The 24,996-nt window shown below is 65.7% G+C and carries 27 protein-coding genes; 12 read left to right on the top strand and 15 right to left on the bottom strand.

Annotation, left to right across the window (positions count from 1 at the left end; genetic code table 11):
- Positions 1 to 13 precede the first annotated feature (13 nt).
- A complete protein-coding gene (locus AC3WLE_RS03875) occupies positions 14 to 847 on the top strand; it encodes an aldo/keto reductase (protein ID WP_492320312.1) in 834 nt (277 codons plus the stop codon).
- A gap of 22 nt (positions 848 to 869) precedes the next feature.
- Here the strand turns inward: AC3WLE_RS03875 and AC3WLE_RS03870 are convergent, their stop codons facing one another.
- The gene (locus tag AC3WLE_RS03870) at positions 870 to 1,292 is read right to left on the bottom strand and encodes a hypothetical protein (RefSeq protein ID WP_492320313.1); all 423 of its coding nucleotides are present in this window, start codon (positions 1,290 to 1,292) and stop codon (positions 870 to 872) included.
- Positions 1,293 to 1,495: 203 nt separating this feature from the next.
- On the opposite strand from AC3WLE_RS03870, the gene AC3WLE_RS03865 reads away from it, so the two are divergent.
- Positions 1,496 to 2,074 (top strand): BPSL1445 family SYLF domain-containing lipoprotein, encoded by a 579-nt coding sequence (locus tag AC3WLE_RS03865; protein ID WP_492320314.1) that lies wholly within the window; start codon positions 1,496 to 1,498, stop codon positions 2,072 to 2,074.
- A 107-nt stretch (positions 2,075 to 2,181) separates the two neighbouring features.
- Positions 2,182 to 3,081 carry a recombination-associated protein RdgC gene (locus AC3WLE_RS03860; protein ID WP_492320315.1) on the top strand — a complete coding sequence of 300 codons (900 nt, stop codon included), beginning with the start codon at positions 2,182 to 2,184 and terminating at the stop codon, positions 3,079 to 3,081.
- A gap of 55 nt (positions 3,082 to 3,136) precedes the next feature.
- Here the strand turns inward: AC3WLE_RS03860 and AC3WLE_RS03855 are convergent, their stop codons facing one another.
- Positions 3,137 to 3,580 (bottom strand): thioesterase family protein, encoded by a 444-nt coding sequence (locus AC3WLE_RS03855; RefSeq protein ID WP_492320316.1) that lies wholly within the window; start codon positions 3,578 to 3,580, stop codon positions 3,137 to 3,139.
- 285 nt (positions 3,581 to 3,865) lie between these two features.
- Between AC3WLE_RS03855 and AC3WLE_RS03850 the strand changes: the two genes are divergently transcribed.
- Positions 3,866 to 4,858 carry a Bug family tripartite tricarboxylate transporter substrate binding protein gene (locus AC3WLE_RS03850; protein ID WP_492320317.1) on the top strand — a complete coding sequence of 331 codons (993 nt, stop codon included), beginning with the start codon at positions 3,866 to 3,868 and terminating at the stop codon, positions 4,856 to 4,858.
- 23 nt (positions 4,859 to 4,881) lie between these two features.
- Here the strand turns inward: AC3WLE_RS03850 and AC3WLE_RS03845 are convergent, their stop codons facing one another.
- On the bottom strand, positions 4,882 to 5,781 hold the full coding sequence (locus AC3WLE_RS03845; RefSeq protein ID WP_492320318.1) for a LysR family transcriptional regulator: 900 nt from the start codon (positions 5,779 to 5,781) through the stop codon (positions 4,882 to 4,884).
- Between the two features lie 243 nt (positions 5,782 to 6,024).
- Here AC3WLE_RS03845 and AC3WLE_RS03840 point away from each other — a divergent pair, with 243 nt between their 5' ends.
- From AC3WLE_RS03840 to AC3WLE_RS03825, 4 genes are all read left to right on the top strand, one after another.
- Positions 6,025 to 7,023, top strand: a complete 999-nt coding sequence (locus AC3WLE_RS03840; protein WP_492320319.1) for a tripartite tricarboxylate transporter substrate binding protein — start codon at positions 6,025 to 6,027, stop codon at positions 7,021 to 7,023.
- Between the two features lie 27 nt (positions 7,024 to 7,050).
- Positions 7,051 to 7,821 carry a class II aldolase/adducin family protein gene (locus AC3WLE_RS03835; protein WP_492320320.1) on the top strand — a complete coding sequence of 257 codons (771 nt, stop codon included), beginning with the start codon at positions 7,051 to 7,053 and terminating at the stop codon, positions 7,819 to 7,821.
- A gap of 36 nt (positions 7,822 to 7,857) precedes the next feature.
- Complete coding sequence (locus AC3WLE_RS03830; protein ID WP_492320321.1) at positions 7,858 to 8,901, top strand: TauD/TfdA family dioxygenase; 1,044 nt, start codon at positions 7,858 to 7,860, stop codon at positions 8,899 to 8,901.
- Between the two features lie 225 nt (positions 8,902 to 9,126).
- Positions 9,127 to 10,629, top strand: coding sequence for a methyl-accepting chemotaxis protein (locus tag AC3WLE_RS03825; RefSeq protein ID WP_492356093.1), 1,503 nt, complete (start codon positions 9,127 to 9,129; stop codon positions 10,627 to 10,629).
- 12 nt (positions 10,630 to 10,641) lie between these two features.
- Here AC3WLE_RS03825 and AC3WLE_RS03820 read toward each other — a convergent pair whose 3' ends face one another.
- Entirely contained in the window at positions 10,642 to 11,349 is a 708-nt protein-coding gene (locus AC3WLE_RS03820; protein WP_492320323.1) for a FadR/GntR family transcriptional regulator, read from the bottom strand.
- A gap of 91 nt (positions 11,350 to 11,440) precedes the next feature.
- Complete coding sequence (locus tag AC3WLE_RS03815) at positions 11,441 to 12,775, bottom strand: MFS transporter (RefSeq protein WP_492320324.1); 1,335 nt, start codon at positions 12,773 to 12,775, stop codon at positions 11,441 to 11,443.
- Between the two features lie 347 nt (positions 12,776 to 13,122).
- On the opposite strand from AC3WLE_RS03815, the gene AC3WLE_RS03810 reads away from it, so the two are divergent.
- Positions 13,123 to 13,671, top strand: coding sequence for an ureidoglycolate lyase (locus tag AC3WLE_RS03810; RefSeq protein WP_492320325.1), 549 nt, complete (start codon positions 13,123 to 13,125; stop codon positions 13,669 to 13,671).
- Between the two features lie 58 nt (positions 13,672 to 13,729).
- Here AC3WLE_RS03810 and AC3WLE_RS03805 read toward each other — a convergent pair whose 3' ends face one another.
- From AC3WLE_RS03805 to AC3WLE_RS03760, 10 genes are all read right to left on the bottom strand, one after another.
- Positions 13,730 to 13,891 (bottom strand): hypothetical protein, encoded by a 162-nt coding sequence (locus AC3WLE_RS03805; protein WP_492320326.1) that lies wholly within the window; start codon positions 13,889 to 13,891, stop codon positions 13,730 to 13,732.
- 224 nt (positions 13,892 to 14,115) lie between these two features.
- Positions 14,116 to 14,637 (bottom strand): helix-turn-helix transcriptional regulator, encoded by a 522-nt coding sequence (locus tag AC3WLE_RS03800; protein WP_492320327.1) that lies wholly within the window; start codon positions 14,635 to 14,637, stop codon positions 14,116 to 14,118.
- A 2-nt stretch (positions 14,638 to 14,639) separates the two neighbouring features.
- The gene (locus tag AC3WLE_RS03795; RefSeq protein ID WP_492320328.1) at positions 14,640 to 14,924 is read right to left on the bottom strand and encodes a hypothetical protein; all 285 of its coding nucleotides are present in this window, start codon (positions 14,922 to 14,924) and stop codon (positions 14,640 to 14,642) included.
- Positions 14,925 to 15,283: 359 nt separating this feature from the next.
- Entirely contained in the window at positions 15,284 to 15,757 is a 474-nt protein-coding gene (locus AC3WLE_RS03790) for a cupin domain-containing protein (RefSeq protein ID WP_492351228.1), read from the bottom strand.
- A 314-nt stretch (positions 15,758 to 16,071) separates the two neighbouring features.
- The gene (locus tag AC3WLE_RS03785) at positions 16,072 to 16,887 is read right to left on the bottom strand and encodes an enoyl-CoA hydratase/isomerase family protein (RefSeq protein ID WP_492356094.1); all 816 of its coding nucleotides are present in this window, start codon (positions 16,885 to 16,887) and stop codon (positions 16,072 to 16,074) included.
- Complete coding sequence (locus AC3WLE_RS03780) at positions 16,884 to 18,119, bottom strand: CaiB/BaiF CoA transferase family protein (protein ID WP_492320331.1); 1,236 nt, start codon at positions 18,117 to 18,119, stop codon at positions 16,884 to 16,886. Before AC3WLE_RS03780 ends, AC3WLE_RS03785 begins: the two co-directional genes overlap by 4 nt.
- Positions 18,120 to 18,195: 76 nt before the next feature.
- The gene (locus AC3WLE_RS03775; RefSeq protein ID WP_492351230.1) at positions 18,196 to 19,161 is read right to left on the bottom strand and encodes a Bug family tripartite tricarboxylate transporter substrate binding protein; all 966 of its coding nucleotides are present in this window, start codon (positions 19,159 to 19,161) and stop codon (positions 18,196 to 18,198) included.
- A 62-nt stretch (positions 19,162 to 19,223) separates the two neighbouring features.
- Entirely contained in the window at positions 19,224 to 20,162 is a 939-nt protein-coding gene (locus AC3WLE_RS03770) for a LysR family transcriptional regulator (protein ID WP_492356095.1), read from the bottom strand.
- A gap of 232 nt (positions 20,163 to 20,394) precedes the next feature.
- Positions 20,395 to 21,180 carry an N-acetylmuramoyl-L-alanine amidase family protein gene (locus tag AC3WLE_RS03765; RefSeq protein WP_492356096.1) on the bottom strand — a complete coding sequence of 262 codons (786 nt, stop codon included), beginning with the start codon at positions 21,178 to 21,180 and terminating at the stop codon, positions 20,395 to 20,397.
- Positions 21,181 to 21,184: 4 nt separating this feature from the next.
- The gene (locus AC3WLE_RS03760; protein ID WP_492363562.1) at positions 21,185 to 21,568 is read right to left on the bottom strand and encodes a lysozyme inhibitor LprI family protein; all 384 of its coding nucleotides are present in this window, start codon (positions 21,566 to 21,568) and stop codon (positions 21,185 to 21,187) included.
- A 482-nt stretch (positions 21,569 to 22,050) separates the two neighbouring features.
- Here AC3WLE_RS03760 and dapA point away from each other — a divergent pair, with 482 nt between their 5' ends.
- The 3 genes from dapA to AC3WLE_RS03745 all read left to right on the top strand — a co-directional run bounded on the left by dapA (position 22,051) and on the right by AC3WLE_RS03745 (position 24,891).
- Positions 22,051 to 22,947 (top strand): 4-hydroxy-tetrahydrodipicolinate synthase, encoded by an 897-nt coding sequence (gene dapA, locus AC3WLE_RS03755; protein ID WP_492356098.1) that lies wholly within the window; start codon positions 22,051 to 22,053, stop codon positions 22,945 to 22,947.
- 472 nt (positions 22,948 to 23,419) lie between these two features.
- Complete coding sequence (locus AC3WLE_RS03750; RefSeq protein ID WP_492356099.1) at positions 23,420 to 24,604, top strand: IQM protein middle domain-containing protein; 1,185 nt, start codon at positions 23,420 to 23,422, stop codon at positions 24,602 to 24,604.
- Between the two features lie 80 nt (positions 24,605 to 24,684).
- A complete protein-coding gene (locus AC3WLE_RS03745; protein ID WP_492320337.1) occupies positions 24,685 to 24,891 on the top strand; it encodes a helix-turn-helix domain-containing protein in 207 nt (68 codons plus the stop codon).
- The last annotated feature ends 105 nt before the right edge of the window (positions 24,892 to 24,996 follow it).

Genomic DNA, 24,996 nt, shown 5'->3' with positions numbered 1-24,996 from the left:
AGGAAGCCGACACATGAAGCAAGTCACCCTGCCCGACGGCGAGCGCGTCCCGGCGCTCGGCATGGGAACGTGGAATATGGGCGAGTCGCGCGCCGCGCGCGCCGAAGAAATCGCCACGCTGCGCCTGGGCCTGGACCTTGGCCTGCGGCTGATCGATACCGCCGAGATGTATGGAGAGGGCCAGTCCGAGGAGATGATCGGCGAGGCCATCGCCGGGCGCCGCGACGAGGCCTTCCTCGTCAGCAAGGTCTATCCCTTCAACGCCAGCCGGCGCGGCACCGTGCAGGCCTGCGAGCGCAGCCTGAAGCGGCTGCGCACCGACCGCATCGACCTCTATTTATTGCACTGGCGCGGCGGCGTGCCGCTGGAAGAGACCGTGCAGGCCATGGAGGCACTGCAGCGCGACGGCAAGATCCGCCGCTGGGGCGTGAGCAACCTGGACCTGTCCGATATGCAGGCGTTGTGGGACGCGCCGGGCGGCGACCGGCTGGCCACCAACCAGCTGCTGTACAACCTGGGCCGGCGCGGCATCGAATGGGACCTGCTGCCGTGGCTGCGCCAGCGCGGCGTGCCGGTGATGGCCTATTCGCCGATCGAGCAGTCACGCCTGCTGGGCAACCCCGGTCTGAAGCGCTTTGCGCGCGACCACGGCATGACGGCGGCACAGGCGGCGCTGGCCTGGCTGCTGGCGCAGGACGGCGTCATCGCCATCCCCAAGACCAGCCGGCGCGAGCGCCTGCAGGAGAACCTGGGGGCGCTGTCGCAGATGCTGTCGGCCGCCCAGCTGGCCGAGCTCGACCGCATCTTCCCGCCGCCCGACGGCCCGGGCCCGCTGGAAATGCTCTGAGCAGGCTGCCGGGCGCGTGCGCTCAGGGCACGCGGGCCACGTAGCGCTCGCGCTCGACGTAGCGCACCAGGTAGCTGCGCGCCTTCTCGCGGGTGTCGGTGGTCACGCGCGCCGCTGCCTGGCGCGCGCTGGTCTTGCCGTGCGACGACGACATCTGCCCATCCAGGTAGGTGCGGAAGGAATCATGCATGGCGCCCAGCTCAGGCTCGCACGCGGCCAGCGCCAGGTTGGCCACGTCCTTGGGCTGGCCCTTGGCCGACAGGTTATCGTTGGCCTTCTTCTGCGCGCAATCCATGTATTTGGCGCGCAGCGCCTGCCAGCCGCTGCTGTCGACGGCCGACGCCGATCCGGCACCCGCGGCGCCGGCGTCATTGGAAGAACCCGAAGGATGTGAAGCGCACGCGGCCAGGAAGGCCAGCGGCAGGGCGGTCAGGAGTTTTTTCATGGCTGGATGATGCTGTCACGGCGCATTGGGCCGTCCCATGTGTAGCCATGGGACGTTCCGGGCGCAAGACTGGCTATTCTTGCCGCGAATGGCCTCCCGGCACCACCTTCGTCACAAATGGAAACGTCTCTGCGCGGTCCGGTATTTGCCCGGGTGCTTCCGGCGCCTATGCTTCAAAGACGACAACAACACAAGGAGACGAGATGAAACGTCGAACCTTCCTTTCGGCCAGCGCGGGTCTGGCCCTCGGCAGCCTGGCCATGGGTGCCTGCACCACCACCAAGCCCGATGCTCCCACCGACAAGGCCGCACGCCGGCGCGAGCTGGACTCCGGCGTGGACGCCACGCTGTCGCGCCTGTACGGCTCGGTCCAGGGCTCGCGCGAGCTAGGCAACCGCGCGCGCGGCATCCTGGTGTTCCCGAAGACGCTGTCGGCCGGCTTTATCGTCGGCGGCGAGTATGGCGACGGTGCCCTGCGCTCGGGCGGCGCCACGCGCGGTTACTACCGCCTGATTTCCGGCTCGGTCGGCTGGCAGATCGGTGCGCAGTCCAAGTCCGTGATCCTGATGTTCCTGACGCCGGATGCCTACGACAAGTTCGTGCGCAGCAGCGGCTGGACCGCCGGCGTCGATGCCACCGTGGCCCTGGCGACAGTCGGCGCCAACGGCGTGCTGGACACCAACACCGGCCAGCAGCCCATCGTCGGCTTCGTCATGACCAATGCCGGCCTGATGGCGGGCCTGAGCTTCGAGGGCAGCAAGATCAGCAAGCTCGACCTGTAAGGGCGGGCTCTCGGTGACCGTCGCGCGGCCGGCGTGCTGCGCGGCGCCCTCTTTTTTGCGGCCGTGCGCCGCGAGAGGATAGAATTCGTCCCTTTGGCCGAATTCCCATGTGGTTCAAGAATCTGCAGGTCCATCGCTTCTCCGCCCCGTGGTCGCTGAGCGCCGACGAGGTTGAAGCCAGCCTGGCGAAGCACGCCTTCTTCCCCGGTACCAGCCTCGAGATGCAAACCCAGGGCTGGGCCTCGCCGCGTGACAACGGCCCGCTGGTCCATACCGTCGGCCGCCAGATGCTGCTGACGCTGCGCACGGAAAAGAAGCTGCTGCCCACCACCGTGGTCAACCAGGTCACGCGCGCCCGCGCCGCGGAAATCGAAGAGCAGCAAGGCTACAAGCCGGGCCGCAAGCAAATGAAGGAACTGAAGGAGCAGGTCACCGAAGAACTGCTGCCGCGCGCCTTCAGCATCCGCCGCGACACGCGTGTGTGGATCGACCCGGACAACGGCTGGCTTGCCATCGACGCCGCCGCCACGGCCAAGGCCGATGAAGTGCGCGGCATGCTGTTCAAGGCACTGGATCCGCTGCCGCTGATCAACCTGCACGTCAACCAGTCGCCGGTGGCGGCCATGACCGAATGGCTGGCCGGCGATGCGGCACCGGGCGGCTTCACTGTCGACCAGGAAATCGAGCTGCAGTCCGGCGCGGAAAGCAAGGCCACCGTGCGTTACGTGCGCCATCCGCTGGACCCGGAAGACCTGCGCCGCCATATCGCCGCCGGCAAGCGCTGCACGCGCCTGGCGATGACGTGGAACGACCGGGTCTCGTTCGTGCTGACGGACGGGCTGGTGGTGAAGAAGGTGGTGCCGCTGGACGTGATCAAGGAACAGGCCGACGGCACGGCGCACGATGAAGACGAGCGCTTCGACGCCGATTTCACCATGATGGCCGGCGAACTCTCCGGCATGCTCGGCGACCTCACCGAGGCGCTGGGCGGCGAGCGCAAGGCGTAAGCCGAATCTCTTGCAGGAACCGTGGCGCTGTTGAAGGACAGCGCCACGCAGGCGCTTACTCCACCCAGTTCACCTTCGGGAACCGCCCGGCAAACCCCGCCGGCATCGCCACCACTTTCTTCCCCACGTAGTCGAAGAAGACAAAGCCCGACTTGGCCATCGCGATCAGCGTGCCGTCGGCCGGCCGCGTGATGCGGAAGATGATGTCGCCGCCGTACTTGTTGAAGTCCATCACCCCCACCTCGAACTGCAGCTGGTCGCGCGCATGCGCCTCGTTGCGGTACATCGTGGCCAGGTCGGTCACGATGATGCCGACGCCTTCCTGCCGCACGTCCTCGCTGCCGAATTCATACAGGAAGCGCGCCCGCGCCTCGGAGATCATCGAGATCATCGAATCGTTGGCAAGGTGGTTGGCCGAGTTGATGTCGGTCACGCGCACGGTCAGGTGCGTGGCGTAGCAGAACTGGTCGGCAGGCAGGTCGAGTTTGAGGCGGGCCATGATGGATCAAGCAAGAAATGGATCGGACGCCGCACGGGATCAGGCAGGCAAGCGGCAGAGACGGCGGCGGCGCCCATCATAAGGGAAATGCCGGCTCGGATTGCGGCACTGCCGCATAAACCCTCCCGCACATGTCCCCGGGTAAGTACTCCCCACTCTTTTCGTCCATCCCGCCGATGCCCCGCCATGGCGCTGCCTCGTAGGCTGCGGGTTGCCGTGGTCACTGGCGCCCCTGGCGCACCCGTACCGCGCACCGACACGATGTCAACGACTGGAGGAAACACCATGCAAGCCGACCGCCGCAAAGCCCTGCACTGGCTGGGAGCAGGTTCCCTGGCAGCCACCGCCTCGACTCTTGGAATCAGCCGGGCGTGGGCCCAGCAGGCTTACCCGTCGCGCCCGGTGCGGCTGGTGGTGCCCTACCCGCCCGGCGGTGCCACCGACGTGCTGGCGCGCGCGCTGGGGGATCCGCTCAGCAAGCTGTGGCAGCGCCCGGTGATCGTCGAGAATCGCCCCGGCGTGGGTGGCATGATCGGCGCCGACGTGGTCGCCAAGGCGCCGGCGGACGGCTACACGCTGCTGCTGGGCCTGCCCAGCCTGGTGCAGACGCCCTATATGGTGGCCAAGCCGCCGTTCGATCCGCTGCGCGACCTGACCGCCATCTGCCAGCTGTGCACCTCGAGCCTGGTGCTGACCGCCAGCAGCGCCATGCCGCGCACGCTGCCGCAGATGGTCAGCCTGGCCAAGTCCCAGCCCGACAAGTATTCCTATGGCACCTATGGCATTGGCACCGGCGCCCATCTCTACATGCAGGTCTTCCTAAAGGGAGCGGGCGCCGAACTGGTCCATGTCCCGTACAAGGGCGAAGCCCCCATCGCCACCGACCTGATCGGCGGCCAGATCTCGCTGGGAACGCTGTCGCCGATGACGGTGCGCCAGCATGCGCGCACCGGCAAGCTCCAGCCGCTGGCGGTCACCGGCAATACCCGCGCGCCGATGCTGCCGGATGTGCCGACCTTCCAGGAACTCGGCTACAAGGGGCTGGACGGCCCGGCCTGGCTGGGCCTGTTCACCACCGCCGGCACGCCGCAGGCCATCGTCGACAAGGTCTCGGCCGATGTGGAAACGGTGATGGCCGCGCCGGACATCCGCCAGCGCCTGGCCGAGCTGGGGCTGATCGTCAAGACGACGCAGCCGGCGGCGTTCGCGGCAACGGCCAGAGCGGACCAGGCTTACTGGGGCAACGTGATCAAGGAGAACAATATCCGGCTGGATTGAGGCATGGTGCTGCCGGCATCGGCTCAGATGCCGGCTTCCCCGCACCAGCGCACCAGCGCGTCGCGGAAGTCGCGGCACAGCGGCGACAGGTAGGCGCTGGATCGCCAGAACACGGCCAGCTCATACTGCCAGCACATGCCGTCGCCCTCCACGGCTTCCAGGCCCTGCGCCACCGCCTGGCCCAGCAGCCGCTGCGGCATGATGCCGAGCAGGTCGGTGTTGCGCAGCAGGTCCGCGAATGACACTGACGAACTGGTGCTTTCCACGGTCACGCGCGGCGGCGGCAGGCCCCGGCTGGTGAAGCGCCCCTCGAAGCCGCTGCGCACATAGAGCGAGGTGGCGGGCGCCACCCAGTGCTCGTCAACCAGATCGGCCAGCGAGCGGAAGCGCGCCCGCCGCGGATGCCCCGTGCGCGCCACCACCTGCAGCGTCAGCGCGCCCAGCGGCAGGTACTCGACGCCATCGGTTTCGCCGTCCGGCATGGCGGCGCAGACCAGGTCCACCTCGCCGCCCTGCAGCGCGGCCATCAGCTGCGGGCTCAGGTGCGTGCTGATCGAGAACCTGGCCAGCGGCCGGCTGGCCAGGAACTGCTCCAGCAGCGGCGAGAACAGCGACGGCACCACGTGCGGCAGCGTCGCCACGCGCACCTGGCCGACGCGCGCCTGGCGCTCGTCGTTGATCTCGTTCTCCATATCGTCATTGGCCAGCACGATGCGCCGCGCGTGCGCCAGCAGCTTGTGGCCCACCGGCGTCAGCATGACGCCGCGCGGCATGCGCTCGAACAGCTGCAGTCCGGCCTCGCCCTCCAGCCGCGCCAATACCTTGGACAGCGACGACTGGGTCAGCCCAAGCGTGCCGGCAGCCTTGTGCAGGTTGCCGTGCTCGGCCACCGCCAGGAACAGTCTGAGGTCTTCGGTCTTCATGCGATTCCAGTGGTTGGCCGATATAGCGCGATGTTGCCGCGATGGCGGGAGCATTTTAGTCCGCGATTCCCGTTCGGAATCGATTTGCCGGGCGCCGGCATCAATGCGCGCGGGCTTGCGCCATAGACTTTTCCGCGGCCGCACAAGTCGGCGATCGATCAGAGCCCGGACACACGGGACACCTCGAACGCATCCGGCAACCACGCCGGCACCTGTACTGCCGTAGACCAACAAGGAGACCACATGCCCCGCCAACCCGACGCCCGCCGGCGCACGCTGCTCAAGGCCATGCCGGCCGCCGCGCTCGCCCCCGCCCTGGCCATGCTCAGCCTGCCCGCCACTGTGCGCGCCCAGGCCTGGCCCGCGCGCCCCATCACCCTGATCGTGCCCTTCACCGCCGGCGGCGCCACCGACGTGCAGATGCGCGCGCTGTGCCTGGCGGCATCGAAGACCCTGGGCCAGCCCATCGTGATCCAGAACCAGCCCGGCGTCAGCGGCACGCTCGGGCCCGCCGCGATGGCGCGCAGCGCGGCGCGCGACGGCTACACGCTGGCGCTGATCACGCCGGCGTTGTTCCGCCTGCCGCACCTGCAGCCGGTGAACTACGACGCGATCAAGGACTTCACCTACATCATCGGCCTGACCAGCTATGTGTATGGGATCGCGGTGCCAGCGGGCTCGCCTTGGACGCGCTTTGGCGACTTCGTCGGGCACGCGCGCGCCAACCCCGGCAAGGTCAACGTGGCATCGGTCGGCACCGGCTCGCTCGGCCAGATCACCGTGCGCCGGCTGGAACAGCAGGCCGGCATCAAGCTCAACTTCATCCCCTTCAAGGGCGGCGCCGATGCGTTGTCCGCGCTGCTGGGCGGCCATGTCGACGCAATGATCGAAGCCGGCTGGGGCGCCATGGCCGAAGCCGGCAAGGTACGCCTGCTGGCCGTGGCCGAGCCGCAGCGCCTGAAGCGCTGGCAGGCCGTGCCCACGCTGCGCGAGCTGGGCTACGACATCACGGTGCAGTCCGAAGTCGGCATCGCCGGCCCGCGCGCGCTGGACCCAGCGGTGGTCGCCACGCTGCACGATGCCTTCCGCCAGGCCACATCGGACCCGGCCTACCTGCGCGCGCTCGAATCCGAATCGATGCCCAACCGCCATATGAATACCGCCGACTACCAGCACTACGCCGCTTCGCAATTCGCCAGCGACAAGCGGCTGGTGGCCGAACTCGGCATCCGGCTGGACTGAGCCCTACGCACGCAAAGGAGCCATCGCATGAGCGAAGCCGATCCCATCCGTCCCGCCGCCATTTCGGACGCCGAATGGGCCACCCGCATCGAGCTGGCCGCGCTCTACCGCGCCATCCACCGGTACGGCATGACCGACCTGATCTACAACCACATCACCGCGCGCGTTCCGGGCGAGCCTGAGCACATCCTGCTGAACCCCTACGGGCTGCTGTACCAGGAAGTGAACGCGTCCAGCCTGTACAAGATCCACCTGAACGGCGACATCGTCCACCAGCCCGAGGGCGATGCCGGAGAGCTGGGCCTGAACCCCGCCGCCTACGTGATCCACACCGCCGTGCACGCCGCGCGCCATGACGCGCTGTGCGTGCTGCACACGCATACGCGCGCATCGTCGGCGGTATCGGCGATGGCCTGCGGCCTGCTGCCGGTGTCGCAGCACGCGCATATGTTCTACGGGCGCATTGCGTACCACGACTTCTCCGGCCCGGTGGTCGACCTGGCCCAGCAGGGCCAGCTGGTGCAGGACCTGGGCCAGCACAACGCGATGATCCTGCGCAACCACGGCCTGCTGGTATGCGGGCGCACCATCGCCGAAGCCTTCTTCAATATCTACTGGCTGGAATCGGCCTGCAAGATCCAGGTCGATGCCATGGCCGGCGGCGAACTGGTGATGCCGTCGCAGGCATCGCTGGAAGCCAGCCGCAAGGCCTTCGGCCGCGTTGCCATCCGCGGCGACCGCGAATGGGCGGCGGTGCGGCGCGAGCTGGATCGCATCGACCCGTCCTACCGGCACTGACCCCGCCTTCGACCTGATCACAAGACTGGAGACAACATGACCCAAGCCACCGCCGCCGCCGCCGATGCGGCAACCTTCGCAGTAGCCGTTCCCGCCCTTGGCCCCGATGTGCGCTGCCACGTGCTGCAGCCCGGCCGCCCGCCGCTGTTCATCGAACCGGCCGGCGAACGCCTGCTGGACCGCGCGCAGTTCCGCCAGTGGTCGCGCACGGTGCGCCCGGCGCTGGACGCGCTGATCCTGGAACATGGCGGGATCGTGCTGCGCGGCTTCCCGACCGCCGGCACCGAGGACTTTGCCGACTTCATCGAGCAGTTTCCGGCCTTCGACGGTGGCTACGCCGGCGGCCGCGCCCCGCGCGAAACCATCAGCGGCCGCGTGATGGAAGCCACGCGGCTGTCGGCCAGCGTGCGCCTGGCGGTGCATTCCGAAATGGCTTACCGCCGCGACTACCCGCGCCGCATCGCCTTCTTCTCGCGCAAGACCGCCGAGGTGGGCGGCGAAACCCTGATCACCGATGTGCGCCACCTGGCCGAGCGCATGGATCCGGAACTGGCCGGCAGGCTCGCCACGCTGGGCAGCCGCACCGCGATCAACTTCGGCCCGCGGCGCGATGCCGACGATGCCTCTTACGCGCATATGGACGAGCGCGGCTGGAACCAGTCCTTCCATACCGAGGACCCGGCCGAGGTGAACCGGCTGTGCGCCGAGCGCGGGCTGGAACCGGTCTGGCATGAAGACGGCAGCCTGACCGTGCTCAATGCGCTGGAGCCGTTCGTGGTGCATCCGCAGACCGGCCGCAAGCTGTACCGGTCGATCCTGCATATGGTGCCGCAGGTGGAGAACCCCGAGCAGGACCTGGAACGGCGCAAGCGCCAGAAGTACCCGACCGGCGCCACGCTGGGCAATGGCGAACGCCTGACCGATGCCGAACGCGCGCATATCGACCAGCTGTGCGACCAGGCCACCTACTGCTGGCCCTGGCGCGATGGCGACGTGATGGTGCTGGACAACCTGCAGGTCTGGCACGGCCGCAACCCGTACCAGGGCACGCGCGACGTCCAGGTGGCGCTGCTGGATTAAAGCGCCGCGGGCCGCGCCGGGACATCGTAGCGCCTGGCGCCGGCCCCGAACATCACTCAATTGCAGCAATTTGCCCGCAGTGTTGCGTGGCTGCGCCATGGCCTGTCCCAGCCGGCAGGCGTCGATATAATCTGCCGCGCAACACCATAAATTAAGACATTAAAACAATAAGCCATCAGGCGGGACGGGGTGCAGCGTCTTCTCGACTTACGCTGCGAGGGAACCATGACCAGCGCTGACCACGCCCTGTCCGGACGGCTGTCCGCGACCATCCCTGCCCGCCGTGCCGCGGGCAGTTCCGTTTCTGCGCCAGCCGCGCCGCACACCCCGCTGCTGCAAGGCGTGCATCATCGCGCAGACCAGCTGATGACGGCCATGCTGTGGGTGCTGGGCCTGCTGTCGCTGATCGTCGGCAATCACTATGGGTCGACCGCGCTGACGCTGACGCTGGGCTTGCCGATGGCGCTGCTCGGCACGCTGATGGCGGTCACCCTGCCCGCCCGCCTGGCGACGCGGCTGGCGCTGGCCGTGCTGCTGATGCTCTTCGTCGCACTGCTGATCCACCAGGCGCACGGGCAGGTGGAATTCCACTTCCTGGTGTTCGTCTCGCTGTCGCTGCTGCTGGCCTACCGCGACTTCCGCGTGATCCTGCTGGCGGCCGCGGTGATCGCGTTGCATCACCTGAGCTTCAACTTCTTCCAGCAGTGGGGCTGGAACACCATCTGCTTCACCGACCCCAGTTTCAATATGGTGCTGTTCCACGCCGCCTTCGTCATCGTGCAGACCGGCGTGCTGTGCGTGATCGCGTGGCGGCTTGAGCGCGATGCCCATTCCACCGATGAGCTGAGCGCTCTGGCCGCGGGCATCGAGCGCGAACCCGGCTACCTGACGCTGACCGCCGACGGCACCCACCCGGACAGCGACTTCGCCCGCGCCTTCCGCAAGACGCTGGACACCGTGCGCCAGACCTTGCTGCAAGTGCGCAACACCGCCGGCACCGTGGCCGACGCGGCTGGCAACATCCTGGACACCAGCGCCACCGTGGCCCGTCGGGCCGACGAACAGGCGCGCACCGTCGCGCACACCATGCAGGACATGCAGGCGCTGACCCAGGCCGCCCGCGCCAGCGCCGATCAGGCCCGCGGCGCCTGCAAACTGGCCGGGGCCTCCAGCACCGTGGTCGCGCGCGGCAGCGGCGAGATCCTGTCGGTGATCCACACCATGGGCGAGATCAACGAGGCCTGCGGGCGCATCACCGAGATCATCGGCGTGATCGACAGCATTGCCTTCCAGACCAATATCCTGGCGCTGAACGCCGCCGTGGAGGCCGCGCGCGCGGGCGAGCACGGCAAGGGCTTTGCGGTGGTGGCCGGCGAGGTCCGCCAACTGGCGCATCGCTGCGGCGCCGCGGCCAAGGAAATCCGCGGGCTGATCAATACCTCGGTCGAACGCGCCCACGCCGGCACCGAGCTGGTCGGCCATACCGGCGAGACCATGAACGAGGTGGTGGCCAGCATCGGCAGGCTCGCCACGCTGGTGGAAGAACTGGCGACGCTGGGCGACGACCAGCGCAGCGGCATCGAGGGGATGGCACGGCGCGTGGCGGAGATCCAGGCGGCGTTCGAAGAAAATGCGGAACTGGTGGCCGGTGCGGCCGAAGCTGCGCGGGTGCAGCGGGAGCAGACAGAGGGGTTGAACCGGGCGGTGGGCGTATTCCGACTGGGCTAGCGCCCGCTCGCCTCAATCCTCTTTCTCGTCCCCCGTGGGGAAATGCACGCCGGCACGGCGCGCCGCCAGCATGATGTGGCGCTCCATCGCACGCTGCGCCTGCTCCGGCTGGCGCGCGGCCAGCGCCTCGATGATGGCGCTATGCTCGGTGAAGGTGGCATTGCGCGCGCCGCGCCGATAGTACGGCAGGCGCTGGCTCTCGCGCATCACCTCGGCGCTTTCGCGCAGGATCTCGCGGATGACCTGGTTGCCGGACACCGTGACGATCAGCGTGTGGAATTCGTAGTCGAGCTGCGAGGCTTCGTCATACGCATCCGCCTCGATCGCGCGCTGCATCGTGGCCGCGTTCTGGCGCAGCTGTTCGATCTCTTTTTCAGAGATGGCCAGCGCTGCCAGGCGTGCGGTCAGCCCTTCCAGCGCAAAGCGCAGCTGGTAGATATCGATCAGCGAATGCGTGGCAGCAAAACGCCAGGGCGGCGTGGCCGCGGCGCTGTCGCCGGCGGCCGTCACGTAGACGCCCTTGCCCGGGCGCGACACCACCACGCCCATCCCCTGCAAGGTAGAGATCGCCTCACGCAGTGACGCACGGCTGATGCCGACCTTCTCCGCCAGTTCCCGCTGCGCCGGCAGCAGCGTGCCCGCGGGGAACGTGCCGTCGCGCACCCATTGCTGGATAAGGCTGACAGCCTGGTTGGCGACGGAGGTGGAAGATCCTGTCATACGTGAGGGGGTGACCAGTAAGAGGTGACGCACAAGGGGCGCGAAGCCAGTTGCCGGAAATTCTAGCCGACAAACCGGCCTGCCCCGCCCCTTACTTGTTGACCAGCTTCGCCGGCACCGAATAGGTCAGCAGCGCGCCGCACAGCAGCACGGCCGCCAGCACGAACATCGCGGCGTCCGTGCTCTGGGTGGCATCCTTGATCAGGCCGATCATGTACGGGCTGATAAAGCCGGCCAGGTTGGCGAACGAGTTGATCAGCGCAATGCCCGCCGCCGCGCCCACGCCCGACAGGATGGAGGTCGGCAGGCTCCAGAACAGCGGCGAGGTGGCCAGGCTGCCACCGGCGGCCAGCGCCAGTGCGGCCAGCGACAGCGCGGTGTTGTGGCTGAACACGGCGCTCAGAACCAGGCCCGTGGCCGCGCAGCAGAACGGTACGATCAGGTGCCAGCGGCGCTCGCGCATGCGGTCAGAGCTGCGGCTGACCAGGATCATCGAACACACCGCCACGCCAAACGGGATCGCGGTCAGCAGACCCACGTCCAGCACGCTCTTCACGCCGGTCTGCTTGATCAGCGAGGGCAGCCAGAAGGTCAGCCCGTACTGGCCCATCACCGTGCAGAAGCAGATCATCGTCATCTTCAGCACGCGCGGGTCCGTCACCACCGTGCGCAGCGACATATGGGCGGACTTCTGCGCATTCTCGGCGGCGATATTGCGCTCCAGCAGCGCCTTTTCATCGGCCGTCAGCCAGCGTGCGGACTGGATGTTGTTGTCCAGGTACCAGAGCACGGCCACGCCCACCAGCAACGACGGCACGGCCTCGATCACGAACATCCACTGCCAGCCGCGCAGGCCGTTGACACCATGCATGGCCTCCATCACCCAGCCCGACAGCGGCCCGCCAAAGATGCCAGAGATGGGAATCGCCGCCATGAACAGCGCCACCATGCGCGCGCGCCGGTGCGACGGGAACCAGTAGGTCAGGTACAGGATCATGCCGGGATAGAAGCCCGCCTCCGCCGCGCCCAGCAGGAAGCGCAGCACGTAGAACTGCGTGCTGGTCTGCACGAACATCATCGCCGCGGAGATCAGGCTCCACAGGATCATGATGCGCGAGATCGTGGCCTTGGCGCCGATGCGGTGCATCAGCAGGTTGCTGGGCACCTCGAAGAAGAAATAGCCGATGAAGAACAGGCCGGCGCCCAGCCCGTAGACCGCCTCGCTGAACTGCAGGTCGGCCAGCATGCTCAGCTTGGCAAAGCCCACGTTGACCCGGTCCAGGTAGGCCACCACGTAGCACAGCATCAGGAACGGCAGGAGCCGCCAGGCAACCTTGCGGTACACCGCGTCCTCCCTGGCCTGTGCCTGCGCCTGCGGCACGGAAATCGCATCCGGCCCGGCATGGGCGGTTTCAGTCGGAATCATGGAAGTCTCCTTGGTTTGTTCGAGTCATCGGCATGGCACGGCCTGGATCGCGTTCGGCATGAAGCCCTATAGTCATACCGGTCTGACCAGTTGATGCCGAATGGTAGGGAGGCACCAAGCCGGTGTCAAGGATCGATTGGACTGGGGAAAGCCCGAATCTGCATGACAATTCGGGCGGAAGCCACGGTTGGGGCTGAGTTCCTGCCGACAACAGCTACTTGTGCGGAAACGTGACTTGCTGCAAAATCCGGCCAAACTGGTCTGACCAGTTACGGATGGACCGCATGATGCGTGCCACAGCACAGACCACCGCTTGCCGGCCCCGACCTTCAGTTCAGGAGACTTTGATGGATACGACGCCCCCGCTCATGGAATCAGTCCTGGTGCGCCTGCTTGCGCAGCCGCTGAGCGCGGCCGCCTTTGCGCCGTTCGGTGACGTGATCGAGGCGCGCCCCGCCGGCGACCCCGGCGCCTTTCCGATCAACGGCGGCATGGTCACGCGGCACCATGACCTGGCTGCCGTGGAACTGGAAGGTGGCCGGGCCCTGATCAACCTGTTCGAGGCCAAGCCCTACGCGTATCCGCTGGAGATCGCAATACTGGAACGCCATCCGCTCGGCAGCCAGGCCTTTATCCCGCTATCGGAGCAGCCCTTCGTGATAGTGGTGGCGCCAGCTGGTGACGTGCTGGATCCCGCTTCGCTGCGCGCCTTCATCACCAACGGGCGGCAGGGCGTCAACTACCGCCGCGGGGTCTGGCACCACATGCTGCTGGCCGTGGGCGCGCCGGCGCGCTTTGCCGTGATCGATCGCGGCGGGGATGGCAACAACTGCGAGGAGTGCACGCTGGCGCAGCCGTTGCTGCTGGAACTCCCGTCGGCGCTACACGCCGCGTGAGTGTGGAGGCGACCGCGACAGGCCGCGGTTGCAGCAGGGCCGTTGCAGCCCGTCGCGCTTACTTGGCGTCCGGCCAGGAGACCTGCTTCCAGTAGGCCTCCTTCGAGCGGATCAGATCACCGGTGTACTCAAGCTTGACCCCGGACAGCACCGGCGCATTGGCCTTGTCTTCAAAGAAGCGCTGCCTCAGGTATGCCGTGGCGGCAGCCTTGCCGCGCACAACCCGTCCATGCGGGTCGGATTCGCCGGTGGGCAGGGTCCAGACGGACTCATCACGGCGAAGAACTCGCCCATCACTGCTTTCACGTCTGATTCGGCCATCTTGTCTCCACTTCTGGTTGTGGTGCCCGGCTAGGGCGGTTGTCCGGGCATCTCGGCCAAAGGCCGGGATTCGTACCACCACCCGAAAAGGATGGGCCGGAAAGCGGAGTCGACGGCCGACCGCTAAGCCACCAGCGACCGGAACTCCCGCGCCGTCGCCGGTGCCACCTGGCTGGCGCACTTGGCCAGGTTCACCTGCATCGCCGTGGCCGCGATTTCAAGGAGCTCCGGCTTGATGTCGTAGCCGCGCTGCCCCAGCCACACGATCACGTCCAGCAAGTGCCACAGCGAACTGCTGCCTTCATGCACCGGCACCGGGAAGGAATCCGGGTAGCCAAGCATCAGCTTGCGCATGTTCTGGCGAGACACGCCAACCATCTCGGCAATATCCGTCAGCCCGACCAGGTCCGGCGCCGCCTCGATCAGCGTGGCCGATGGCATGGCGCGGCGGGCATCGGCAAGAGCACTCACCATGGCCGCCCGCGCCGACTCCGCCTCGCGGACAAACGCCAGCGCCACGCGGCCCGGCAGGCCAGTGCCCACCAGCGCATCATCACACCCCGCCTCGGCCAGGCGTTCGACCAGCGCATCGGTATCGCCGTCCGCCTGCGACAGGTGAAATTTGAGGGTGAAGGCGTATTCCATGGTCATGTCCTGAATTGCAGCACGCGCAGCGTTGTCACTTCCCGCTGATGCGAGCAGTTGTCCACGATCCGCCGGATGGCGTTGGCGTGGTTGCCCGGATTCTTCGGCGTGCTCCAGACGCTGGATACACAGAACTCGCCGCAGCGGCATTCCTTGTCGTTGTCGGGGCAGTAGATACGGCCCCACGCATGACCGTTGCCCTTCGCCTGCTCGACACGCCAGCCATGCAGCTCTGCATGCCTGAGTGCGGCCTCAATCTCCTTCTTTGGGTGCCTGGCGCGGGTCATTCGTGTCTCCGAGACTAGATGCGCAATGACTGGTTGTCAAGTGACAACCAGAAAATAAGCACAATCCGAGTGGATCGGAGCATTGTCTTTGGACGTGCCCGAGCGGGCATTGAGAGGACTCTGGAAACGGCGGAAACGAAGTCGTAGCCGGGTGATGCAGGTGTCAGGGCATACTATTCACGCGGAGTGGCAACGACTCCGCGCAACGCGGCGCGTTCGAGCGCCGCCTCAACCAGGCCTTCGGATTTCGCGCCTTCGACAAACTTGCGCGAGTAGCTGGCGGTGTGCAAGGCTCACCGCCAGCCGTTGAATCGCGCACATGTCATGGCAGAGACATCCATAGCCCATGCAACATGGCATTACTTCTTCTTCCTGGGATCATCAGCCGGGTTGACGAAGTTGAAAGCCCAGGGCCCCGACGCATTGATCTGGATAATGGTTTCTTCCTTGGTCCAGCCAAAGTGGCGCATCTTGGGTGGCATGACAATCAGGCTGCCGGCGCCGAGCGGCGAGGTCTTTTCCGGTTCGAGCTTGTCGCCCATGCCATAGTTGAACGTCCCGGAAAGCACGGTCACCCGCTCCACGCCTGGGTGCCAGTGCGCCGGCACCTTGGCATCCGCGGGCAGCTTGATCCGGGCCGTGAACGGCGCTTTCTTGTCCATTTTCCCCTCGAGGACGGCAAGTTTGGCACCCGGTATCAGTGGCAGGTCCGCCCATTTGACCTCGTCGGCGGTGACCATGACCATGTCGCCCGGCGGGGCAGCCGATGCCACAGACATCGTCAGGCAGACGCCGAAGGCCAGTGTGGCAATCGGGGGAAGCTTGTTCTTCATGGCGCGCTCCTTCCTGAGAGGGCAACCAGACGGTAGAAGCGGCGCGGCGATGGCACAGACCTTACAGATGCCATCTTGCACCGATTCCACCGCCAGCCGCGCTGGTGACACCCACTGCATGGCACAGGTTCAGGCATGCAGGCTCGAGCGTCTTTATCGCCCATAGCAATAATGTGATGCATATCGCGGGCCACCCGTGGCGGGAGGCTGACGAGCGGGCGCGTGACGCTCGCGCGATGTGTCGGTTGCACGGTAAATCAGCCGGATGGTTTCAATTGTGAAACACCGGCGGCTGGCGTACCAGGCCCCGACGTTCAACTCCCTTTCCATACCGGCGGGCGCCGGTTCACGAACGCATCCACCCCTTCCCGGAAGTCACCGCTGCCGTAGCACAACCGCACCAGGTCATCCGTGTCGGCCACCGACTGCACGGTCTGGCGCCGCAACGCCTCCTTGACCACCGTCTGCGTGACAGGCGCCAGCGCGCCAAGCCGGTCGCATAGCGAGACGACCTCGGCCTCCAGCGCGTCGGCAGCGTACACACCCTCAAGAAACCCGCACGCGAGCGCGGCCTCGGCGTCGAGGATCTGCGCCAGCAGCAGCATGCGGCGCACCGGCTGCAGCCCCCAGGCCGCACGCAGCTTGGCAAGGTTCTGCGCCGACAGCGTATTGCCCAGCGTGCGCGCAATCGGCACGCCAAAGCGGGCCTTGGGCGTCGCGACACGGAAGTCGCACGCCGTAGCGATGGCCAGGCCGCCACCCACCGCCCAGCCTTCGATAACCGCTACCGTTGGCATCGGCAGTTGCTCGACAAGGCGGACGCCTTCGTCGATGCGCGCTTCGTAGGCCACCCCGTCCTCGCCGCTGGAGAACTGCTGGAACTGCGCAATGTCAGTACCTGCGACAAAGGCCTCTCCGCCCGCGCCGCGCAGCACCACCACGCGCGCCCCCCCATTGCCTTGCGCTGCAAGCGCGCGGCAATGCGTGGCAAGTTGCTCGTACATGGCCCACGTCATCGCATTGCGCGCGGCGGGACGGTCGAACGTCAGCGTTGCGACCTGCCCCTGCATCGTGAGTGTGACCTGCCCGTCGTTGCCGGGACCGCCTTCCGGCGGCAGCGCGGGCTTCATGATCCGAATGCGCCGGCTACAGCCAGCGACTGTTGTTCGTCCTTCGGGATACCCAGCTCCGCCAGGATTTCTTCCGTGTGCTGGCCGAGCAGCGGCGGCGGGCGCCGTACCTGCTGGGGCGTGCCGCCCATCTTCACCGCGAAGCCGATATTGGGCACCTTGCCCTCGATCGGATGATCGATTTCGATGCGCATCTGGCGGTGGCGGCCGTGCTCGCTGTCGAAGGCCTGCGGGTAGGTCAGGATCGGCCCGGCCGGGATGCCGACGCCGAGCAGGCGCTCGATCCAGTAGTCGCTGCTCTCCTTGACGAAGCTCTCCTCCAGCATCGCGATCAGTGCCTGCCGGTTGGCCAGGCGCAGCGCCACGGTGGCAAAGCGCTCGTCCGCCAGCAGGTCGGGCCGGTCGAGCGTGTTGCACAGCAGTTGCCACAGCTTCTGGTTGGTGGCCCCCATGACGAAGTAGCCGTCGGCGGACTTCATCGCCTGGTAAGGCGCGCTCATGCGGTTGGCCGTGCCCAGCGGCTCGGGCTCGCGGCCCGTGCCCCAGTATTCGCAGGTGTCCCATACCGAGAACGCCAGCGCGGAGTCGAACAGCGACGCATCGACATACTGCCCCTTGCCCGTCTCCCTGGCGCCGATGTAGGCAGACAGCATGCCGTAGGTCGCGAACAGCGCGCAGCCGATATCGGCCACCGGCACGCCCGCCTTCACCGGCGCGCCGCCCGGGTAGCCGGTGACGCTCATCACGCCCGACATCGCCTGCGCCATCAGGTCAAAGCCCGGCCGCGCGGCCCACGGCCCGCTCTGGCCAAAGCCCGAGATGCTGCAGTAGACCAGCTTCGGATTGATCCTGGCGAGGGTCTCGTAGTCGATCCCCAGGCGCTTCATCACGCCGGGGCGGTAGTTCTCCACCAGGATGTCGGCCGTTTCCGCCAGGCGATACAGCACCTGCCGGCCGGAATCGGTCTTCAGATCCAGCGTGACGCTGCGCTTGTTGCGGTTCATGTTGAGGAAGCCCATGCTGTCCGAGCCCTTCATCTTGAAACCCATCGCGCCGCGCGTCTGGTCGCCGCCATCGGGCGGTTCGATCTTGATCACGTCGGCGCCCAGATCAGCCAGCAGCATGCAGGCGTAGGGCCCGGCCATGACCTGGCTGACGTCGAGCACGCGCACGCCGGCCAGCGGCAAGGTGGAGGCAGGCGCCTGTGCGCCCGAGTCGCGGAAATCTGTCATGGGATGCTTCTTCCTGGATAGATGGATGGGGCAGCGTGCGCGCGTGCGTCGGCTCTCGGCCATTGGCTTGCGGCGCTCAGGTCTCGGCCTTTACGCCGGCGTCCTTCACGACCTTGGCCCACTTGGTGGACTCAGAGGCGATGAAGGCGGCGAACTGCTGGTTCGATCCGCCTGAGTCCTCGGCGCCAAAGCTCTTGAGCCGCTCGGCAACATCGGGCATGGCCAGCACGCGGTTGACGTCGGCGTTCATGCGCTGCACCAGCGCCGGCGGCATGTTCTTCGGGCCCACCAGGCCGTACCACGACGCCGCGTCCAGGCCGGGGAAGCCGGACTCCGCCAGCGTCGGCACATTGGGGTGGCTGGCCGCGCGCTTCAGGCGGGTCTGCGCAATCGCGATCACCTTGCCCTGCTGGATAAACGGCGTGGCGGCGGTCATGGTGTCGAACGCATAGTCGATCTGGCCGCCGATCAGGTCCGCGACCAGCGGGCCCGAGCCCTTGTAAGGCACGTGCACCACATCGAGCCTGGCCTGCAACCGGAACATCTCCAGCGCCAGGTGCTGCGCCGAACCAATACCGGACGAACCAAAGGAGATCTTCCCCGGCTTCTGCCGGCACAGCGCCACGATGTCCGAAACGCTGCGCACCTTCTGTTCCGGACGGCAGGTCAGCATATTGGGCGTGACGCCCACCATCGAAATCGGCGTGAAGTCGGTGCGCGGATCGTACTTGACGTCCAGCAGCGCCGGGGCGATCGCGTGGCTGTTCACATGCGCCATCAGCAAGGTGGTGCCGTCAGGCGGCTGCTTGGCCACATAGGCGGCGGCGATGGCGCCGGTAGCGCCGGGCTTGTTCTCCACCAGCACGCTGGTGTTCCACATGACCCCCAGCTTCTGCCCGATCACGCGTGCCAGCACATCGGTGCCGCCCCCGGGGGCGAAGCCCACCACAATGCGCACCGGGCCGGCGATGTCGGCGGCGCGCACCAGGCTGGGTATCGCCAGCCCGGCCGCTGCCGCCACAATGAATTGTCTGCGCTGCATTGCGTGTCTCCGTCCTGTAGTTATGGAGCCATCATCCGCAATGCACCCGCCGCGGGCTATCGCTATTTGGGGGATTCTGGTTTCGCGTTTTGCGCAAGCACCGCCAGCACGCTGAGCGCCGCCGAGGAAAGTGCCCCATGGGGCCGATGGCACAGCACAAACTGCCGCTGCGCCCAGGGCGCGGCAATGGGCAGCCGCACAAAGCGGCTGCCGGCCGCCACCTCGCGCGCGATCGCCTCCGGCATCACCCCGCCGCCCAGGTTCTGCGCCACCAGCGCGGCCATGCTGTCGAAACCGCCCACGCGCATGCGCATGCGCAGCACGCGGCCGGCCTCTTCCGCCAGCCGCTCCAGCACGATCGAGATCGCCGAACTCTCGCTGAGCACGATCAGGTCGCAGTCCAGCACGTCGTCCGGCGTGACCTTGCGGCGCCGCGCCAGCGCATGGCCGCACGCCACCACCAGCACCAGTTCATCATTGCGATAGGGCGCGGTCGGCAGGTCGATCACGCCCAGGCTGCCGTCGTAAATGCCGATGTCCACGGTGCCGCGGCGCAGCGACTGCTGGACTTCCGCGCTGTTCATTTCCTGCAGGTCGATGCGCACGCCGGGGCAGGCGGTGGCGCAGCGTTGGATGTCGAAGGGGAGGAACTGGATGACGGCGGATTTGGGCGCGGCTACCCGCACCACGCCCAGGTCGCCGCCGACAAAGGAGGTGGCGTCGTCCTGCATGCGCTGGACGGTGTGGGTGATGCCGCGGGCGTGGGCCAGCAATGCGCGGCCGGCTTCGGTCAGGGCCATGCCGTGGGGCAGGCGTTCGAAGAGGGAGACGCCTAGCTGGGCTTCCAGTTCGAGGATGCGGCGGGAGGCGGCTGCGGGGGCCAGATGGAGGCGTTCGGCGCCGCGGGTGATGCTGCCGAAGTCGGATACGGCGATGAAGAGCTGGACGGTGGTGAGGTCGAAGTGCAGGCGGGTAGTGCGCGAAGGAGCGGTGGACGTCACGATGGTCGGCGCTTAGGTGGGCGGCGTGGCGGGGGGCAATGGCGATTCTCCACTTATCCAACGACGCAGACAATTATGGATTTCCCACGTAACCTCGCGAGCAAAAACGGCTATCGAATCGATGCCCCGCCAGGCGCCTTACAGCCATGAGGGCCGCGGCGTGATGCCGCATTTCGGAAGGCCGAAGACGGAGTCGTTGCCCAAATCCCCCAAAACCGCAGCCGCTGCCTTGTCACTGTTGTACGTAGCCGATCCGAGCCGTCGCTAGATACCCCCGCACCGCGGTGACGATGGCATGGACAATGCGGGCCTGATTTCCCGGATCACTAACGTAACCCTCGTCTGCGGGATCAACAATGACACCCGCTTCCAACAGCACGGCGGGCATCTCGGCTTTTCGGAGGACAACCAGATCGTCGAAGCGGTAGATGCCGAGATCTGGCACCAGCAACTCCCGTGACTCGCCTTCGATTGGCTCCGCATGATGCAGCGTCGGTGGCCGGCCCAGCTTGTGCATTTCCGCCCCCAGCATCTGCGCAACGGCGAGGCTTTGCGCGTAGTGCGCATTGCGTTGCGACACGAAGATCGAAAAGCCGGAAATGGGCCGGGTGGTCCGATATGCATCGTGGTCGCCGACTGCGACCTTTTCGAGGTACTGCAACTGCGCCGAGTCGTGGTGGATCGACAGGAACAGGTCGGCCTGCCGCTCGTTGGCGAAGCGGGCGCGCTCTTCCAGCGACACGTTGTCGCCCGGCCCGCGGGTCAGCGCCACGTCGAACCCGGCCTGTGTGAACGCCTGTACCAGCAGCGAAGCGAGGCCGTCGTTGTAGCGGACCTCGCGGATACCACGCACGCCCAGTGCGCCGCCCTGCGCCGGTGTGTGGCCGGGATCGATGACGATGCGGGCCGGACGCGTGCCGATGGCTGGCGGCGACGCGATGGCGAGAGCGAGGGCGGGCAGGCAAGCTGCCAGCCATGCCAGCACCGCGCGGCGCCTGGCGGAGATCACCGGCGCCATCGGATCAGTTCCAGGCCTTCTTGGCGATCATGTCATTGCGGCAGGTGCCCGCCTTGCATTCGCGCACCCGGTCGCGCAGGTATTCAGCACGGTCGCGGTTCACGCGGTAGTTGCAATCCACGTTAATCGCGCCGCCCTGCTCGCATGACGCGTCGCGGTACTTGATCCATTCCAGTTGGGTGTCCTTCAGCTTCTGTTTCACGCTGTCTCCAACCATGCCGCGCAGTTCGTTGTAGCTCCCGTTCAGTTCTTTGTCGGATTCCAGAAACAGCTTGGCAAAGCAGTAGGTCTTGTCGTAACTGGTGCGGTACTTGTCGCATTCGTTGGCGGCCTGGGCAGCGACCGGGGCCAGCAGAGCAAGAGTCAGAGCAGAAAGGATGGCTTTCATCGGTTTCGTATGGAGAAAAGGTTGGATTTCCTGCATGCACCCGAGCGATACCGCCTGGCTGGCTGAACGGGTGCGCATAGTGTATCTGCGGCAACTTGCCGCCGCATCTGGTGCTGCCTTTGAACGATACCCTTCCGATGGGCTTTCACATTGTGCCAAGCTGGTATGTCGCTCCCCTTGGAAGGAGTCCGTCCAAGCCAGGCTTGACGAGATTGCGGCAAAGCGGATAGATTGACGAAACCATGAGCCGCCGCCCTGCCTTCCTCAGTCTTGATCTCACTGCGAACCAGCCGCAGTGGGGCGCGCGCGCCAAATCCAAAAAACAGTCGCTCATCTGACCGGAGCGTGCTGTTCCGTCAGTTGAGCGACGGAACAGCATCAGTGTAGAAGACGGTCTGCCAATCCCTCCCTTACTGTCTTGAGCACCTCTTGCTCTGTCGCTTGCCTGTGCGGTTTCCGAATCGGTCGATCCGGAGCATGTAATGCAAGAAATGAAGTCTCTCTATCGTGGTATCTGGCTACCCCTGGTCACCCCTTTTCGCAACCATGAGGTTGATCACGTCGCGCTGCGGCGGCTAGTGGCCCATTACCGCAGCAGCGGCTTGGCGGGGTTGGTGGTGTGCGGCAGCACCGGCGAAGCCGCCGCGCTCGATGAGGCGGAACAGTTGGCCGTTCTGGATACCGTGCTGGCCGAGGCCGGGGAGTTGCCGGTCATGATGGGTCTGGCTGGCAACAATCTCCGGCATGTGCTGAGCCGCCTGGACAGGATTGACGAACGTCCGCTGGCGGGAATCTTGGCGCCTGCACCGTACTACATAAGACCGTCGCAGGAAGGATTGAAGAAGTACTTTCGCGAGCTGGCCGATAGATCTACGGCACCGCTGGTGCTGTATGACATCCCTTACCGAACCGGTGTGACGCTCAGCGCCGAAACGCTGCTCTCATTGGCGGATCACGGCAATATTCGGGGTATCAAGGACTGCGGCGGTAACGCTGAAACCACACAGGCGTTAATCGCCGATGGCCGCCTGGCTGTCCTCGCGGGAGAGGACCACCAACTGCTTGCCACCCTGTGCATGGGCGGTCAGGGCGCCATCGTTGCGTCCGCTCACATTCGGCCTGATCTCTTCTCGGCGTTGTGGCGCGCTGTGGCTGAGCAGCGCTTGAGCGTCGCACGCCGCCTTTTCCATGCCCTAATGCCTCTGATTCGGCTCATGTTTTCAGAACCTAACCCAGGTCCGATCAAGACGTTACTGGCCAGGCATGGGTGGCTGGCTGATGAACTGCGTTTGCCAATGACGTCGGCTTCAACCGTGCTCGCCGAGCAATTGGCAATGACGTGTGAGGCCTTGGACCTGGTACACGCGAATGCGTTGTAATTGCGCAGGCTAGCGGTAGGCGTACGGTCACCACCGCATCCGGCAAAGGGCGACGGATCTATTTCTGGCCAGATCTTGAAATAGATCTGCGCCGGCCGGGCGAACGGTCGTGGGCGCCTCTCTCCTACGTCATTGGAGTCTGCCTGTTTGTAGCGGTGTTTCTCGCGACGGCCCGACGGGTTACGCGTCAGCTTCCTGAGCGGCATAGCGCCGCACAAGTTTTGCCTTCTTCCTCAAAATCCGCGCAGCTTTCCCCGGAATTCTTCGAAGAACTTTTTTTGTTGCCATCGGACTCCTGTTCCCCGGCCTTGCCGTCCTCTCACTGGTAATGGGTGCATTCACTACTACCAGTTTCCAGGTATTGCACAGGGCCTGGCGCGGACTCATGATGGACTACCTTCGCTGAGCCAATAGCGCTGCGCGAAAGCCGGCGCTAGCACTGCTCATCATTCCAGTCTACAAGAGGCACCACATGAAACCCACCCTGATCAGTCTGGAGGCATTTAAGAGTAAGACCAAACTTTCCGGCTTCCGAGGCAGGAGGAAGCTACTGAAAATCGACATACTGCTGGAAGCATGGGTGACCAATCCACCGCCGACAGCAGATGGGCGTATGCAGCATCTTGGCACCCTCTTGGGTGCGTGTGACGAGTGGATAAAGATTAAGGCGGGGAAAGAATCGACGAACAGCGCGTTGCGAAGCGTTGCTGTGCGGGACCTTCGCAAGCAGGTGCTCTTACTTATGAGCTACGAGCAGTTCGAACGCAAGAAGCAACTCTCCGGCCCCCGCACAGGAGTTCCCCTTCAAGCTGGCTACTCCGTCGAGCGAGTGCTGTTCAATCAAGCCAGGGACCAGTTTCGCCGTGCGGGAACGTATGGATTGGACCAGACGATTTCGCCGGTGGGCGGAAGCTTCGCCCATGATGCTCACACAAGGCAGCCATCTCCGTTGGTCCAAGGTCGACAGTTCGATCAGTTCAGGCCAGAGGACTTCACTGCCTACGAGAAGCTGGCTCCCATCTCAAGCCAAAGCATGTATGTCCACTATATGCGCAAGCATGAGCGCCTTGGAACGATGCTTACCGTGTCAAATGGGCGGCTTAGCCGCAACGGTGCCTGGTATTCGACGCCCAGGGGCATCACGATCTATACCATGGATCTCTACGGAAACCTGTTCGTGCAGAACAGCACCGAAAACGGGCGCCTGGTCGGCAACGTCAGCTCGCAATTCAATCACTCGTCGCTCAATGCTGGCAATAATGTGATCTGCGCTGGCGAGATTGTGGTCGAAAATGGCATCCTTCGCGAAATCTCCAACGCCAGTGGGCACTATCGCCCTACCAGAGAAAATCTAATCGAATGTCTGCGCGTACTAGCGGATGATGACCTGAACATGGACGAAGCAACAGCGATCGTCCATACGGCTACAGGGGACGAGCGCGATTCTGTCGCCGCCCTTTGCGCGCCGGGGCAAGCGACCGCTCCGACCCCGCCGCCTGGCAGGCCGCGAGCGAACCGCCACGCCCCGCCGCCTCGACTTGAGCCTGCAGCCGAGCCAAGTCGCGGATGGAAGAGTGGCAGGAAGCCAGCGACCGCTCCTCAATCAGAGCCCGTCGCCGAGCCGAGCCGCGGATGGGACAACGGCGGGCCATTGTAAGGTTGAGCCTACAAATGGCTGAGAGCTGGCTAAGCCCCTGGACAGCCGCTTGCGATCGGCCACAGCCAGAGGTGTAGTGCATGGTTCACGCCGCCCGGCTCTTCATCGAGCATGGCTTTGGCGCCACCAGCGTGGAGGCCATTGCCGCCGCCGGCATTTCCAAGAAAACCTACTACACCCGCTCTGCCGGCAAGGCAGAAGTCTTCGAGGCAGCCGTGCTGCGCTACGTGGCCCAGAACGCGAGGCGCGAATCTTCGCACGCGTCCGGCAACGGGTACCAACGCTAATCGTGATTACGCATCGCCATGCGCTGGTCCAGGCGTCCGATCGCGTATATCGCATCGCGAACGGCAAGCGTTCAAGAGCATTCTCTGAGCGTTGCGAACGCCCGA

The sequence above is a fragment of the Cupriavidus sp. FW306-1B-F12B genome (assembly GCF_058781795.1).
This window is presented reverse-complemented; position numbering and strand designations above follow the sequence as displayed.